The organism is Pseudomonas sp., assembly GCF_048269965.1.
In the GTDB taxonomy this organism is placed as follows: Bacteria; Pseudomonadota; Gammaproteobacteria; order Pseudomonadales; family Pseudomonadaceae; genus Aquipseudomonas.
This window is the reverse complement of sequence record NZ_JBLWTV010000018.1, coordinates 101,450-115,747: the sequence shown is the minus strand read 5'-3', so window position 1 is coordinate 115,747 and position 14,298 is coordinate 101,450. Positions and strand designations below refer to the sequence as shown.

The following is a 14,298-nucleotide window of genomic DNA, read 5'->3' as shown; positions in this document are numbered from 1 at the left end:
CAACATGATCATCAACCTGTTACCCATGTCCCCCGACAGGTGTTTACCATGTCCCCCGGCTGAACACCGTGCGCACCGATCATCGTGCTGTCCCGGACTACAAGCTGGTGCGCGCGGCGCACCCTACGAGAGTGAGCCAGGCTCAGTCGTTTCAGGTAGGGCGGGTGCAACCCGCCAGATTTGTCATCACGCTACGCCAGCTGCGCCCGTGGCACCAGCACCCAGCGCCGCAGTACCGCGTAGCTGGCAGCGGTGATCAGGAACACCGGCAGCGAAGCGCCCCAGGCCAGCGGCGAGACCCAGCCCCAGTAGTAGGCCAGCACCGCGCCCAGGCCGTAGGCGACGAAGGCGGCCGGGTTGAAACCGCTCAGGTAACGGTAGCGGCCGCCATCTTCACTGAGCAGCTCATCTACCGCGTAGTCGCCCTTGTGGATCAGGAAGTAGTCGGCGATCAGCACCGCAAAGGCCGGGATGAACACGCTGCCGATCACCAGCAAAAAGCTCTGGAAGTTGTCGAGGATGCCGGGGATCTGCGAGCCGAGGATCGACAGCACGCCGATGCACAGTGCCGGCTTCCAGAATGGGGTTTTCGGGCTGATGTTCAGGTACGACAGCGACGCGCTGTACACACACATCACATTGGTGGTCATCACCGAGAGGAACACCACGATGGCCGCCGGCAGACCGAAGCCGAAACCGGCCAGCAATACCGCTGGATCATAGGTCTGCTCCATACCGGTCAATACCGAGAAGCCCGACACCGTGGCGCCCAGGCCCATGGCCAGCAGCGTTGCCGCGACATAGCCGACCCAGGTGCCGACCCCCGCCACGCCCTGGCTGCGGCAGTTGCGGTTGTAGTCGGCGGCCAGAGGAATCCAGGAAAACGCGGTGGCGATGACGATATCGAAGGCGATGCCGGGGGTGATCTCGTTGCGCGGTTCGGTGGGCATGGCCAGCAGGCTTCCGAACTCGAATTTCTGCCCCATCACGTAGAACACCGCGCCCGCCAGCAGGAGCATGCCGATGGCGGCCCAGCGTTCGACTCGCTCGATACTCAGGTGACCGCGCAGGGCGATCAGCAGCACCAGGGTTTCGCAGAGGATGGTGAATAGCGGCAGATTGGAGTAGCCGGTCAGGTGCTCCACCGCGTAGTTCAGGCTCATGCCGGCCAGCAGCGCCTGGATCCAGCTCCAGGCCAGCAGGGTCAGCAAATTGACCAGCGACGGCAGCTTGGCGCCGTGCACGCCGTAGCTGCCGCGTGCCAGCACCATGGTGGTCAGGCCCGAACGTTGGCCCATCAGACCGACCAGTACCAGCGGCAGAATACCGATGCCCGAACCGATCAGGACGATGAGCATGGCCTGGGTGAATTTCAGATCCGGCACCAGCAGCATGCCGGTGAGGATGGTGGTGACCACCACGTTGGCGCCCAGCCACAGGGCGATGGTGCCACCGAGACCGAGGCTGCGATGCGCCTTGTCGGTTGGGGCCAGGCCGTCCTGGCCGAAGTGCTGGCTGAGATTCTTGAACATGGAACGACTCCCCGATGCTTGATTATTGGTATGGGTGGGCGGCAGTCAGTGGTACAGCTGAATCTTGTGGTTATGCCCGTCGCCCGAGTGCAGGTTGGGCGGCGGGTTGGTGCAGTCGGGTAGGGTGGATGACGCCTTTTTCATCCACCATTGCAGTTGGTGGATGGGTGAAGCGTCATCCACCCTACGAAGCTGAAGGCCCTCCTACACGGTCATCCGCTTTCTGTAGGAGGGGCTTTAGCCGCGATCAATGCAGTCAGGGATGAAAGGGCGCGGCCTCCTGCACCTCGATAATCAAAGGGCGATCTTCGGGGGCGCTACGCAGCAGCTCGGTCAGATGCGCATGATCGCGCGCCCGTTCGGCGGCGCAGCCGAAACCACGGGCGATGGCGACGAGATCCGGGGTGTAGATATCGACGCCGATCGGCTCGATGTCGCGGCGCTGCATGTAGCGCTTGATCTCGCCATAGCCGGCGTTGTTCCACAACAGCACGATGATGCCGACCCGCGCTTCCACGGCGCTGGCCAGCTCGGCAATGGTGAACTGGATACCGCCGTCACCCATCAGGCTGATCACCGGCCGCGCCGGCTCGGCCAGCTTGGCACCGATGGCCGCCGGCAGGCCGTAGCCGAGGGTGCCGTAGCCGGTGGAGGCGTTGAACCAGCGCCGCGCGCCGTCCAGTTCGACCAGATGGTTGCCGCTGTACACCGTCTGCGTCGAGTCGCCGACGAAGCGGGCGTCGGGCAGGGCATCGAGGATGCAGTCGAACAGCTGGCGGTAATGCGCCCAGCCGCTGAAGTCCTCGTTCAGGCGCGCCTGCACGGCTGCGGTACGCCGGGCGCCAGGGCTGTCTGCGTTGGCTTCGCGCGGGTCGAACTCGGCCAGCAGCATGCGCATGGCCACGCGGGCATCGCCCTGGATAGCCAGGTGTGGGGTGAAGTTTCGCTGCAGTTGCTGGGCATCGATGTCGATGCGGATCAGTCGGCCGGGCAGGCGGAAGTCGCCATCGAATACCACGTCGTAGTCGGTCTCGCCCAGCTCGGTGCCGATGGCCAGCACCACGTCGGCCTCCAGCGCCAGATCGCGTACCGGGCGCAGCGACTGGTTGCTGCCCAGCAGCAGCGGATGACCCGGCGGCAGCAGGCCCTTGGCGTTGATGGTCAGCGCGGTCGGCATATCCAGTGCAGCGGCCAAAGCGCGGGCTTCAGCCTCGGCGGATACGCAACCGCCACCGAGCAGCAGAAGAGGGCGCTCGGCTTGTCTGAGCAGGCCGGCGGCCTCTCGGATCAACGTGCGGTTGGGCGCCGGGCGGCGCACCGTCGGCCGTGGCGCCAGGGTCATGTGCGTGGCGTCGGCAGTGATGATGTCCAGCGGCAGCTCGATATGCACCGGGCGTGGCCGCTCGCCTTCGAACACGGCGAAGGCGCGGGCCAGCACGCCAGGCAGTTCCTCGACGCTCATCAGCGTATGGCTGAAGGCGCTGACGCCGGCGGTCATCGCCCGCTGGTTGGGCAGCTCGTGCAGATAGCCCTTGCCGAGCCCCAGGCGCGCGCGTTCGTTGACGCTGGAAATCACCAGCATCGGGATCGAGTCGGCGTAGGCCTGGCCCATGGCGGTGAGGATGTTGGTCATCCCCGGGCCGGTGATGATGAAGCACACACCCGGCTTGCCCGAGACGCGGGCATAACCGTCGGCCATGAAACCGGCGCCCTGTTCGTGACGCGGGGTGACGTGGCGGATGCTGCTCGATGGCAGGCCACGATAGAGCTCGACGGTGTGCACGCCGGGGATGCCGAACACGGTGTCGACGCCCCAGGCTTCCAGTTGTTTGACGAGAAATTCGCCGCAGGTGGTCATGTCATGGATCCTGTGTGGGACGGGAGACCTTCATCCCCGCCCCCTCTCCCGGGGGGAGAGGGGAGGGAATGGATTAGCCAACGATCCAGTGCGCCATCAGCGCGATGATCGGCAGGGTGATCAGGGTGCGGATGATGAAGATGACGAACAGCTCCAGCAGATTCAGCGGCAGCTTGGCCTTGATGATCAGCACGCCGACCTCGGACATGTAGATCAGCTGAGTCAGCGACACGCAGGCCACCACGAAACGCGTCAGCTCGCTCTCGATGCCTTTGCCCAGCACTGCCGGCAGGAACATGTCGGCGAAGCCCACCAGCATCGCTGGCGCTGCCTTGGCGGCTTCCGGCAGTTGCAGCAGTTCGAGCAGCGGCACGATGGGCGCGGACAGCCAGTTGAAGATCGGGGTGAATTCGGCGATGGCCAAGGAAACCGTGCCAATGGCCATTACCAGCGGCAGCAGGCCCAGCCAGATATCGACCACGTTGTGCACGCCGATCTTCACCATTTGTGCCGGCGAGGGATTGGCGTTGGCGCGCTGCACCGCCTGGGTCAGGCCCCAGCGCAGCAGCGAGGTACCGGCCGGCACATCTTCCTTGATCTGCTTGCCGACCCCGGCGACGTACTCGTCCTTCTTCCAGGACAGGGGTGGAATGCGCGGGGTGATGATGGCGGCGGCCAGACCGGCGACCACCACGGTCAGGTAGAAGGGCACGAACAGATGGTCGAGCTTCATGAAGCTGGTGATCAGCAGGCTGAAGGCAATCGAGGCGATGGAAAAGTTGGTGGCGATCACCGCCGCTTCCCGCGCGCTGTAGAAACCCTTGTGGTACTGCTGGGCGGTGATCAGCACGCCGACGGTGCCGGAGCCGAGCCAACTGGCGATGGCGTCGATGGCCGAGCGTCCGGGCAGGCCGAAGATCTTGCGAAACACATTGCGCACGATGGTGCCGATGAACTCCATCAGGCCGTAGTCGGTCAGCAGCGGCAGGATCAGACCGGCGACCAGGAAGAAGGTGATCAATACCGGCGCCAGGTCTTTCAATACCACCCCGCCGGTATTGGCGTTCCACACCCATTGCGGGCCGAACTGCCAGAACGTCATGGCCGCGAACAGCCCGCCGAGCACGCGCAGGGCGAGCCACAGCGGCGGCAGCACGAACAGCTCGTTCAGCGCGCGACGCTCGGTGAGCCAGCGTGGCTTGAGCAGACTGCCGAACAGGCCCAGCACTGCCGAGACGATCAGCAGTCCGGTGGCGATGGCGGGCAACTGATCGCTGACGGCAGCCTTGAGTGCATCGGCCATGACGCCGAGGCCGATGGTGACCTTTTCTTCGTAAACGATGGGAGTGAGAAACAGCAGCACGCCGAGCAACGAGGGGATCAGGAAGATCAGTAACTGGCGCAGGCTGCAGGAGGTATCGGCCGGCGGCTGGTCATCCAGCAGCGGCATGGCTTCTTCGCGATTCATCTGGGCACCCTGATTGTTGTTGTAGGGATATACCGGGCGCCTCGCGGGGCGCCCGGGCGGAGCAGTAAAAGCCGGCGGTCAGCGACGCTGAACCCCCGGAAGCACGCAGAGCATTTCGTACAGCAGGTTGGCGCCGAGCAACGAGGTGTTGCCGGTGGTGTCGTAGGGCGGCGAGACCTCGACCAGGTCACCACCTATCAGGTCCAGGCCCTGGCAACCACGGATGATCTCGATGGCCTGGATGGTGGTCAGACCGCCGATTTCCGGGGTGCCGGTGCCGGGTGCCCAGGCCGGGTCGATGCCGTCGATGTCGAACGACAGGTACACCGGGCCGCCACCGACCTGCTCGCGCACTTCGGCCATCAGCGGCTCCAGCGACTTGTGCCAGCATTCTTCGGCCTGCACCACGCGGAAGCCCTGCTTGCGGCTCCAGTTGAAGTCCTCGGCGGTGTAGCCCTGGGCGCGCAGGCCGATCTGCACCACACGCTGGCTGTCGAGCAGGCCTTCTTCCTGGGCGCGACGGAAGGTGGTGCCGTGGGCGATCTTCTCACCGAACATATGGTCGTTGACGTCGGCGTGGGCGTCGATATGGACCAGGCCGATCTTGCCGTACTTCTTGTGCAGGGCACGCAGGATCGGCAGGGTGATGGTGTGGTCGCCACCCAGGGTCAGCGGCTTGATGCCGAAGGAGGCGATCTCGTCGTAGGCCTCTTCGATGATGCGCACGGCGTCGAGCAGGTTGAAGGTGTTGATCGCCACGTCGCCGATATCGGCCACGTTCAGCGAGTCGAAGGGGGCGGCACCGGTGGCCATGTTGTACGGGCGGATCATCACCGACTGGGCGCGGATCTCGCGCGGGCCGAAGCGGGTGCCGGAGCGCAGCGAGGTGCCGATGTCCAGCGGCACGCCGACGAAGGCGGCGTCGAGCTGGCGTTTTTCCTCGGGGCTCTGGATATGCGGCAGGCGCATCATGGTGGCGATGCCGCCGAAGCGGGGCATTTCATTGCCGCCCAGGGGCTGGTGGAAGGTCTTGTCCATGGGTGGGCCTCAGGCTCGTTCTGGTTGTGGCCAGAGTCTTGACCGGCCAGGCGCTGGGAAAAATCGGCTGGGGCAAAAACTTACTTCAGAATTGTTTGAAGTAAAGCTGTAAGCCCCGTGCCAGCTGCGTTGACTGGCGGCGCAGATGATCCAGATGCGCACAGCGCACCCTACTGCTGGTAGCTGGGGTCGAGACGATCTAGCTTGCGCAGCCAGGCCTGCCACAGCAGTTGGCGCTGCCATTGCGCGCCCTGCAGCTGCTCGCAGGCATGCTGCGACAGGTGCGCCGGAATCTCGCTGCAGGCCTGGCCACCGCCGGTGGCGGCGAGCTGGATCTCGCAAGCGCGGTTCAGGTAATACATGACGTAGAAGGCGTCGGCCACGCTGGCGCCGACGCTGAGCAGGCCGTGATGGCGCAGCAGCAGGGCGATGTTGTCGCCCAGCGAGGCCTGGATACGCGCACGTTCGTCCAGGTCGAGCGCCACGCCTTCATAGGCGTGGTAGCCCAGGCGCTGGTGAAACTCGGTGCTGATCTGGTTGAGCTGCAGCAGGCCGGCGTCCTGCGCCGCCACCGCCATGCCGGCCAGGGTATGGGTGTGGATCACGCAGTGGGCGTCGTCGCGGGCCATGTGCACGGCGCTGTGGATGGTGAAACCGGCGACGTTGTAGGCGGCGTTGCCTTCGACCACCTTGCCGTGCATGTCCACCACGATCAGGTCGCTGGCGCGCACTTCCTCGAAGAACAGGCCGAAGGGGTTGATCAGGAAGCGCGGCTCGCCGTCGCCCGGCAGGCGCACGGAAAAGTGCGTATAGAGGGTGTCGTCCCAGCCGAACAGGGCAGCCAGGCGGTAGGCCGCAGCCAGGTCGCGGCGCAGGGTGGCGATATCGTTCATGCGTTCTCCAGGCCGATGAAGCGGCGTACGCGTTGGTGGTCGCCGGTGCGGATGGCGTCGGGCGAGGCGTCGAGCTGGACATGGCCGTCTTCCATGAACAGCACGCGGTCGGAGATCGACAGGGCGAAGTCCATCTCGTGGGTGACGATCAGCATGGTCATGCCTTCGCGGGCCAGGTCGCGGATCACCGCGAGCACGTCGCCCACCAGCTCCGGGTCAAGCGCCGAAGTGGGCTCGTCGAACAGCATGATGTCCGGCTGCATCGCCAGCGCGCGGGCGATGGCCACGCGCTGTTGCTGGCCGCCGGAGAGCTGGTGCGGATACTTGTCCGCGTGGGCCAGCAGCCCGACCTTGTTGAGCAGCGCCAGGGCTTGCCGGCGCAGTTCGGCGGTATCACCCAGACCGTGATAGCGCGGCGCGAGCAGCACGTTGTCAAGAATGGTGCGGTGCGGGAACAGGTTGAAACTCTGGAACACCATGCCGATGCGCCGCACGCCGTCGCGCTGGCGGCGGTTCTCGGGGCGGTCGCCGGCCTGGATGAAACTCTCGCCGAACAGCACGATCTCGCCTTCGTCGATACTTTCCAGACCGTTGACGGTACGAATCAGCGAGGTCTTGCCGGAGCCGGACGGGCCGATGATGGAAATCACCTCGCCAGGCTGCACGCTGAGGTCGATGCCCCTGAGCACATGGTGATCGCCGTAGTGCTTGTGGATGTTGCTCAGGTACAGCGCCGCCGGCGTGCCAGGCTCGCGAACCCGGGCGTTGCCGGCCGCCACCTGCGGCAGGCCACTGCGCAGTTTGGCCAGCTGGGCGTCGGCAAGGGTGCCGGGCTTACGCCGGCCAAGGTCGAGATGGCGCTCCAGGTACTGCAGGCCCCAGCCGAACAGGCTGACGATCAGCACGTAGTACACGGCGACGGCGCCGAGGGTTTCCAGTACCAGGAAGTTCTGCGCGTAAAGGCGCTGGCCGACCAGCAGCAACTCGCTGAGGGAGATCACCGAGACGAGCGAGGTCAGCTTGACGATGGTCACGTACTCGTTGGTCAGCGTCGGCAGGGCGATGCGAAAGGCCTGTGGCATGACGATCAGCCGCTGCGTGCCGAGCCGGCCAATACCCAGGGCCCGGGCGGCCTCGCGCTGCCCTTTGGCCACCGAAAGCAGACCGCCACGGTGGATTTCCGCCATGTACGCCGCCTCGGTCAGCACCAGGGCGAACAGGCCGGCGTAGAACGGGTTGGACAGCACCTTGCCGCTGGCCGGGATGAGCTGCGGCAGGTTGTAGACGAAGATCAGCAGCACCAACAGCGGCACGCTGCGGAAGAACCAGACGTAGATCGCGGCCGGTGCGCTGAGCCAACGGCTGGTGGCCTGCTTGGCACTGGCCAGGCCGAAACCGAGCACCAGGCCGAGCAGCCAGGCCAGGCTGCTGAGTTTCACCACCGTCCAGCATGCGGCCCAGAAGGCCGGCATGGAAAACAGGGAGAAGAAATAGCTCCATTCGAACGGCATGCGTTATCTCCGAGGGCTTCAGGCCGCAGGTGGACAGCTCCAGCCTGCGGCCTGTAGCTGTTTTTTAGGCTTCTTCCAGGTTGTATTTCTTCAGCAGTTCGGCGTATTCGCCGCTGGCCTTGAAGTCGTCCAGCGCGGCTTTCAGGGCGTCGAGCAGTTGGGCATTGCCCTTCTTCACATAGATGCCCAACACCTGCGGGTAGATCGAATTCTTGGAGCTGATGGCGATGCGGCCCCGGGATTTTTCGACGATCAGCAGCGAGGCGGCGTCGATTTCCAGGTGCGCCTGGATATGGCCGGAGAGCAGCGCCTGGGAGGTTTCCGAGGTGGTCGGGTACTGGTTGATGGTGATGGCGCCGGCGCCCTGTTCCTTGCAGTAGCCGTCGGAAACCTTCTGCAGTGCCGGAATCCACGAGGTGCCCTGTTGCAGGCCGACGGTCAGGCCGCACAGCTCTTCGGGGGTGGCGGGTTTGTTCGTGGCGTCGCTGCGCACCATGATCGCTGCGCCGGTCTTGGCGTAGGGAATGGCGTCGGCTTTCTCCAGGCGTTCGGGGAGGATGTACATGCCGGAGATGATGGTGTCGAAGCGGCCAGCGTCGAGGCCGAGGATCAGGTTGGGAAAGGTGATGTCGCTGAAGCTGGCGCTCAGCCCTAGCCGCTTGGCCAGAGCCGCCGAAACTTCCGGGTCGAAGCCTTTCACCTGGTCGCCTTCGTAGTATTCGAACGGTGGGTAGGTAATTTCCATGCCCACCTTCAGTTCGCCGCTGGCGATGGTCTTGGGTGTTTCGGCGGCGTGGGCGCTGGTGAACAGGCCGGCGAGGGTGCAGGCCATAGCCAGGGCGGTGGTGCGCAGTGGGGTACGGGTTGTCATTTGCTTATCTCCGGATCAGGTTTTTTCGGGTACCTCTAAAAACTATCTGCGTTGTCAGTGCTGCGTTGAAAACAGCCTCGCGTGCGAGCCCAGTCAAAATGCTCATTTACAGCTCGTAAAGTCGAGCGCGACCCCGGTCGTTTTTCGCCTGTTTTCGCCTTGCACTGACTGCCTCGCCTACGTTTTTAGAGGAGCCCCTGTGTTGGCAGAGGGGAAAGTCACAGCGCGCTCGGCTGGTGCTTCAGGTGGCCGAAGCTGGACGGTGCGCGGGCGCGTTCGGGCAGCTGCAACTGACCGTCCTCGACGCGCTTCTTCAGGTATTGGTAGGTCTGCAGCGCCTGGCTCCACATGTGCTCGCCGATGCTGATGGTTTCGTAGCACTGGCCGGCGGCCTCGAACTGCGGCAGCGGGCGGATCTGCGTGTGGTAGTCGCAGGCATAGAAGAACGGGAAGGAGTAGCGCTCCTGGCTTACCTTGCGCACGCGGTGCGAGGTGGCGACGAAGGTGCCGGCGCTCATCACCTCGAGCATGTCGCCGATATTGACGACGAAGGTACCGTCGCGCGGCGGTGCGTCGATCCACTGGCCGAGGTCGTTCATTACCTCCAGCCCCGGGCGGTCGGCGAGCAGGATGGTGAAGCACTCGTAGTCGGTATGGGCACCGATGCCGGGTGCATCATGGGCATCGCCGTCGAAGGGGTAGTGGATCAGGCGCAGCTTCGACGGCGGGAACCTGGCCATCTCGTCGAAGGTGTTTTCCGGCAGGCCGAGGGCCAGGGCGAAGCCACGGAACAGCGTGCGGCCGAGCTGGAAGATGCGCGCGTAGTAGGCCTGCACCGATTCCTTGAACGCGGGCAGGCTGGGCCAGTCGTTGGGCCCCAGCAGCGGCGTGCCGGCCAGTACCAGCGGGTTGTCGGCGGGCACCTCGAAGCCGATGTCGAAGGCTTCCTTGTGATCCGGCTTGCCGGCGCTGTAGCGCTCCTCACCCTCGGGTACGAAGCCCTTGTGGCTGGCCGAAGTGCCGATGTAATGGCGCATCTTGGCGTCCAGCGATTGCGCAAAGTAGTCCTCGGCGGCGCGGTGCAGGCCGTCGATCAGCATCTGCTCGATGCCATGGCCACTGATATAGAGAAAGCCCACCTCACGGGCGGCGCGGCCCAGTTCTTCGGCCACGGCCAGGCGTGCGGCCGGGTCGTGGCTGAACAGGCCGGCGATGTCGACCACGGGGATTTCGGTGAAATGCTTGGCATTGCTGTTCATCACGGTTCCTCAGCGACTGGTGAAACGGTGGAAGTGCTGGCGCTCGCAGCGCGCCATCCACTGGTTGAGCTGCCACAGGTCGGCCACCGGCACGTCGGTGAAGGGCAGGTGGTGCAGGTAGCCGTCGGGGCCGAATTCGGGGGTCAGGGTGGTGCTCTGCAGGCCGCGCTTTTCCTGGCTGCTCCAGATGCTCTCCCAGTGGCGCTGGTGGAAGGCCAGCACGTCGGCGTACTCCGGTGCGCCGGGGTGCGGCACCTGCGGGCCCTGGTCGTAGCCGACGCGGGCCTGGATGTGGTCGACCCGCTCGATGAAGGCGGACAGGTCGTCGGCGGGGTCGTCGAGCAGGCGTTCGCAAGTCACCAGCCAATGGCTGATGTCGCTGGTGAAGCGCAGTTCGGGGACCTGACGGATCACGTCCAGCGTGACCCAGGGGCTGTACAGGGAACGGCCGCGATGAATTTCGAAACAGAGGTGAAGGCCGCAGGCCAAGGCCAATTCGGCGGCGCGACCGAAGAAATCGACCTGTTCGCTCAGCGCCCAGCGATCATTGCCGGGCAGTACGTTGACCAAGCGTGGGCTCAGCTCAGCGGCCCAGTCGAGCTTCATGCGCAGGTCTTCGAGGTGCACCTGCGGGCTATCGCTCTGGCGCGGCAGAACCGGCGTGGAGGTGAACAGGGTGGCGATATAGGGGACGTTCTGCTCGCGCAGCAGACGGGCATTGATGGCGCGCTGCGCGGCGGTCTCGGGGATGCGCGCTTCGATACCGTCGAAGCCGGCACCGAGCGCTTCGTCGAGCGCTTGCTGCCAACTGCCGCGATAACCCCAGAGGGTGCGGAAGATTTCCAGTCGCATGGCCGTCTCCTGGAGAGGGCGAAGGTCAGCGGCAGATTGGCAAGGGGCGTGGTGTGGCGCCCGGTGGCGTGCGGTTCGAGCCGGCGCCTGGTTATGGCTGCATTGTTGGCTCAGCCCAGGAACGGGTTAAATCGCATCGAACAAATACTTAGTTCAGTGATTACTGAACTATCGAGACGCCGTGCGCGGCCCCGGATTTCATCCGGGCGACGACGCGATCGGCCCGTAGGGTGCGCCGCGCGCACCTGTTGTTTCGCCGGTCTGTGCCTAGAGCAGGGCGGTGTAGTCTTGTAGCCCGGATGCAATCCGGGGAAATAGGCTGGCTGTTGTCCCGGATTTCATCCGGGCTACATTTGCTGGATGTGCCAGGCCAGGGCAGGGCGCTACACTGGCGCTCCGTTAATCTGCCGTGCGCCGCCATGTCCCTCGCTTTACCCGATCTGAAACTGCTGAAGATCTTCGTCGCCGTGGTGCGTCATCAGGGCTTCGCCGCTGCGCAGCAGGAGCTCAATCTTTCCACGTCGGCCATCAGTACCTACATGAGCCAATTGGAGAGTCAGCTCGGCATCGTGCTCTGCCATCGCGGCCGTGGCGGCTTCAGCCTGACCAGCAAGGGCGAGTTGTTTCACCAGGAAACCTTGCGCCTGCTCGGCGAGCTGGAGGGTTTCGAGCGTTACTCGGCGGCGCTCAAGGGCGAGTTGCGCGGCACGCTCAACCTCGGCGTGCTGGACTCCACAGTCAGCGATCCGGCCCTGCCGCTGGCCGAGGTGATCGGCGCCTACAGCCAGGAGCACCCGGGCGTGCACCTGCACCTGTCGGTGATGAGCCCTTATGAGCTGCAGCTGGCGGTGCTGGACAACCGCCTGGATCTGGCCATCGGCGCCTTTTCCACGCGCATGAACGGGCTGGTCTACCAGCCGCTGTACCGCGAGCAGCACTGGCTGTATTGCAGCGAGCGGCATGCGTTGTTCGAGCAGAGGCGGATCCCCGAGGAGCTGATCACCCAGCAGCGCATGGTCGGTCGTGGCTACTGGAGCCAGGCCGAACTGGCCCGTCATGGTTTCAAGCACAGCGCGGCTACCGTGGAGTCGATGGAGGCGCAGCTGATACTGGTGCTCTCCGGCGCCTACATCGGCTATTTGCCGGAGCACTACGCCCAGCCCTGGGCGGATCACGGCAAGCTGCGGGTATTGCTGCCAGCGGTATTTGGCTACCAGGCACCGTTCTCGCTGATCCTGCGCCGGGGGCGCACTCGCGAGCCGCTGATTCAGACCTTTCGCGACTTGCTCAAGACGCAACTGAATCAAATCTGAAACAGGGTCGTCTTTCTCCTCCCAAAGGCCTAGAGCCTACAACTGGCGCGGTTATTAGGCTGTGCTAGTACTTATCCATACGTCTGTACCAACCTCAATTCGAACAGGGAAGCCTCGATGCGCCAGAACCTGCCCGTGACCCAGCGGGAAAGAACCTTCCCCGCTGATGAACGCCTGATTTCCACCACCGACCTCAACAGCAAGATCACCTACTGCAACGACGCCTTCGTCGAGATCAGCGGCTTCACCCGCGAGGAACTGGTCGGCCAGCCGCACAACCTGGTGCGCCATCCGGACATGCCGCCGGCGGTGTTCGGCCATATGTGGGACACCATCAAGCAGGGCAAACCCTGGATGGGCATCGTCAAGAATCGTTCGAAGAATGGCGATTTCTACTGGGTCAGTGCTTACGTCACGCCCGTCTACGAGAACGGCCGGGTTTCGGGCTACGAGTCGGTACGCTCACTGCCAACCGAGGCCCAGAAGCGTCGTGCCGAAGCGCTCTATGCCCGGCTGCGGGCTGGCAAATCACCGGTGCCGAAGCTGGAATACTGGACCTACGATGTGGTGCGTTCCTGGCCGCTGATCGCCGCGTCGCTGCTGATCGTCGCGGCGCACTGGGTGGTTTCTGGCTGGCCGCTGATGGCTTTTATCCTGCTGACGCTGTTCGCGCTGGGTTCCTACCAGCTTTACCGGACCCGGCAGTTGATCCGCCGCACGCTGGCCGAGCATCCGAAGGCCTTTACCAGCGGCCTGGTGGCGCTGACCTACAGCGACAATCGTGGCGCCCAGGCGTTGCTGGATATGGCGATGATCAGTGAGGAGGCGCGACTGCAGACGGCGTTGACGCGGCTGGAAGATGCTGGTGAGAACGTCAAGAAGCGCGCCACGCAGTCCGCCGAGTTGTCGCAATCCAGCGCACAGATGCTCGATCAACAGCGTGCCGAGACCGATCAATCGGCCACGGCCATCAACCAGATGGCGGCGACCATTCAGGAAGTGGCGCACAACGTGCAAAACACCTCGCATGCTGCCGAAGAGGCTGATCGCCTGGCACGTGAGGGGCGCGATCTGGCTGTAGGTAGCCTCGATTCCATGCGCCAGATGGCCAAGGCGGTCAACGATATTGGCCAGGCGGTCAACGAGCTGGCCAACTCCACGCAGTCCATCGGCAGTGTGGCCGACGTGATCACCTCGATTGCCGAGCAGACCAACCTGCTGGCACTCAACGCCGCCATCGAGGCCGCGCGGGCAGGGGAGCAGGGCCGCGGTTTCGCGGTAGTGGCCGATGAAGTGCGCTCGCTGGCTTCGCGTACGCGCCAGTCCACCGAGCAGATTCACCAGATCATCGCCGACTTGCGTGCAGGGGCCGAGCGTGCGGTGGTCACGGCGGGCAAGGGCGAGGACATTTCCCGTGGCAGCGTGCAGAGCGTGGAGTCGGTACGCGATGCACTGGAGGGCATCAGCTCGGCAGTGACGCGCATCACCAGCATGAGCCAGCAGATGGCGGCGGCTTCCGAAGAGCAGAGCCACGTGGCCGAGGACATCAGCCGGCAGATCACTCGCATCGCCCAGCTATCCGACCACAGCGCCGGGCAGGCGCATCAGGGCGCGGCCATCAGCCGCGAGCTGGAGGAAATGGCCGATTACCTGCACAGCCTGGCGGAGCGCTTCAACCGTTGACCCTGGAGCCGGATGCAATC

Annotated in this window: 10 protein-coding genes and 2 pseudogenes; 3 read left to right on the top strand and 9 right to left on the bottom strand. The window is 64.4% G+C overall.

The window, feature by feature from the left end; translation table 11 throughout:
• Positions 1 to 191: 191 nt before the first annotated feature.
• The 9 genes from ACN0X6_RS19180 to ACN0X6_RS19140 form a co-directional block, all read right to left on the bottom strand.
• Positions 192 to 1,532, bottom strand: a complete 1,341-nt coding sequence (locus ACN0X6_RS19180) for a purine-cytosine permease family protein (protein WP_417706392.1) — start codon at positions 1,530 to 1,532, stop codon at positions 192 to 194.
• Between the two features lie 256 nt (positions 1,533 to 1,788).
• A complete protein-coding gene (locus ACN0X6_RS19175; RefSeq protein WP_417706390.1) occupies positions 1,789 to 3,390 on the bottom strand; it encodes a 5-guanidino-2-oxopentanoate decarboxylase in 1,602 nt (533 codons plus the stop codon).
• Between the two features lie 73 nt (positions 3,391 to 3,463).
• Positions 3,464 to 4,858 (bottom strand): YjiH family protein, encoded by a 1,395-nt coding sequence (locus tag ACN0X6_RS19170; RefSeq protein WP_417706389.1) that lies wholly within the window; start codon positions 4,856 to 4,858, stop codon positions 3,464 to 3,466.
• Positions 4,859 to 4,936: 78 nt separating this feature from the next.
• Entirely contained in the window at positions 4,937 to 5,896 is a 960-nt protein-coding gene (gene speB, locus ACN0X6_RS19165; RefSeq protein ID WP_417706387.1) for an agmatinase, read from the bottom strand.
• Between the two features lie 170 nt (positions 5,897 to 6,066).
• Entirely contained in the window at positions 6,067 to 6,789 is a 723-nt protein-coding gene (locus ACN0X6_RS19160; RefSeq protein WP_417706385.1) for a class II aldolase/adducin family protein, read from the bottom strand.
• The gene (locus ACN0X6_RS19155; RefSeq protein ID WP_417706383.1) at positions 6,786 to 8,300 is read right to left on the bottom strand and encodes an amino acid ABC transporter permease/ATP-binding protein; all 1,515 of its coding nucleotides are present in this window, start codon (positions 8,298 to 8,300) and stop codon (positions 6,786 to 6,788) included. The genes ACN0X6_RS19160 and ACN0X6_RS19155 overlap by 4 nt, the downstream gene beginning before the upstream one ends.
• A gap of 64 nt (positions 8,301 to 8,364) precedes the next feature.
• Entirely contained in the window at positions 8,365 to 9,171 is an 807-nt protein-coding gene (locus ACN0X6_RS19150; protein WP_417706381.1) for an ABC transporter substrate-binding protein, read from the bottom strand.
• Positions 9,172 to 9,389: 218 nt separating this feature from the next.
• Complete coding sequence (locus ACN0X6_RS19145; RefSeq protein WP_417706379.1) at positions 9,390 to 10,430, bottom strand: isopenicillin N synthase family dioxygenase; 1,041 nt, start codon at positions 10,428 to 10,430, stop codon at positions 9,390 to 9,392.
• A gap of 9 nt (positions 10,431 to 10,439) precedes the next feature.
• On the bottom strand, positions 10,440 to 11,282 hold the full coding sequence (locus tag ACN0X6_RS19140) for a sugar phosphate isomerase/epimerase family protein (RefSeq protein ID WP_417706377.1): 843 nt from the start codon (positions 11,280 to 11,282) through the stop codon (positions 10,440 to 10,442).
• Between the two features lie 419 nt (positions 11,283 to 11,701).
• Between ACN0X6_RS19140 and ACN0X6_RS19135 the strand changes: the two genes are divergently transcribed.
• From ACN0X6_RS19135 to ACN0X6_RS19125, 3 genes and pseudogenes are all read left to right on the top strand, one after another.
• Positions 11,702 to 12,595 (top strand): LysR family transcriptional regulator, encoded by an 894-nt coding sequence (locus ACN0X6_RS19135; RefSeq protein WP_417706375.1) that lies wholly within the window; start codon positions 11,702 to 11,704, stop codon positions 12,593 to 12,595.
• A 117-nt stretch (positions 12,596 to 12,712) separates the two neighbouring features.
• A pseudogene (locus ACN0X6_RS19130) lies at positions 12,713 to 12,994 on the top strand (PAS domain-containing protein); the annotation flags it as partial.
• A 309-nt stretch (positions 12,995 to 13,303) separates the two neighbouring features.
• Positions 13,304 to 14,278, top strand: a pseudogene (locus tag ACN0X6_RS19125) (methyl-accepting chemotaxis protein); the annotation flags it as partial.
• Positions 14,279 to 14,298 lie beyond the last annotated feature (20 nt).

Bases quoted from the DNA above. Each gene is read 5' to 3' on its own strand.
- ACN0X6_RS19150 (WP_417706381.1), bottom strand. From the start codon at position 9,171: ATGACAACCCGTACCCCACTGCGCACCACCGCCCTGGCTATGGCCTGC.
- ACN0X6_RS19160 (WP_417706385.1), bottom strand. From the start codon at position 6,789: ATGAACGATATCGCCACCCTGCGCCGCGACCTGGCTGCGGCCTACCGC.
- ACN0X6_RS19140 (WP_417706377.1), bottom strand. From the start codon at position 11,282: ATGCGACTGGAAATCTTCCGCACCCTCTGGGGTTATCGCGGCAGTTGG.
- ACN0X6_RS19180 (WP_417706392.1), bottom strand. From the start codon at position 1,532: ATGTTCAAGAATCTCAGCCAGCACTTCGGCCAGGACGGCCTGGCCCCA.
- ACN0X6_RS19135 (WP_417706375.1), top strand. From the start codon at position 11,702: ATGTCCCTCGCTTTACCCGATCTGAAACTGCTGAAGATCTTCGTCGCC.
- ACN0X6_RS19145 (WP_417706379.1), bottom strand. From the start codon at position 10,430: ATGAACAGCAATGCCAAGCATTTCACCGAAATCCCCGTGGTCGACATC.
- ACN0X6_RS19175 (WP_417706390.1), bottom strand. From the start codon at position 3,390: ATGACCACCTGCGGCGAATTTCTCGTCAAACAACTGGAAGCCTGGGGC.
- ACN0X6_RS19155 (WP_417706383.1), bottom strand. From the start codon at position 8,300: ATGCCGTTCGAATGGAGCTATTTCTTCTCCCTGTTTTCCATGCCGGCC.
- speB (WP_417706387.1), bottom strand. From the start codon at position 5,896: ATGGACAAGACCTTCCACCAGCCCCTGGGCGGCAATGAAATGCCCCGC.
- ACN0X6_RS19170 (WP_417706389.1), bottom strand. From the start codon at position 4,858: ATGAATCGCGAAGAAGCCATGCCGCTGCTGGATGACCAGCCGCCGGCC.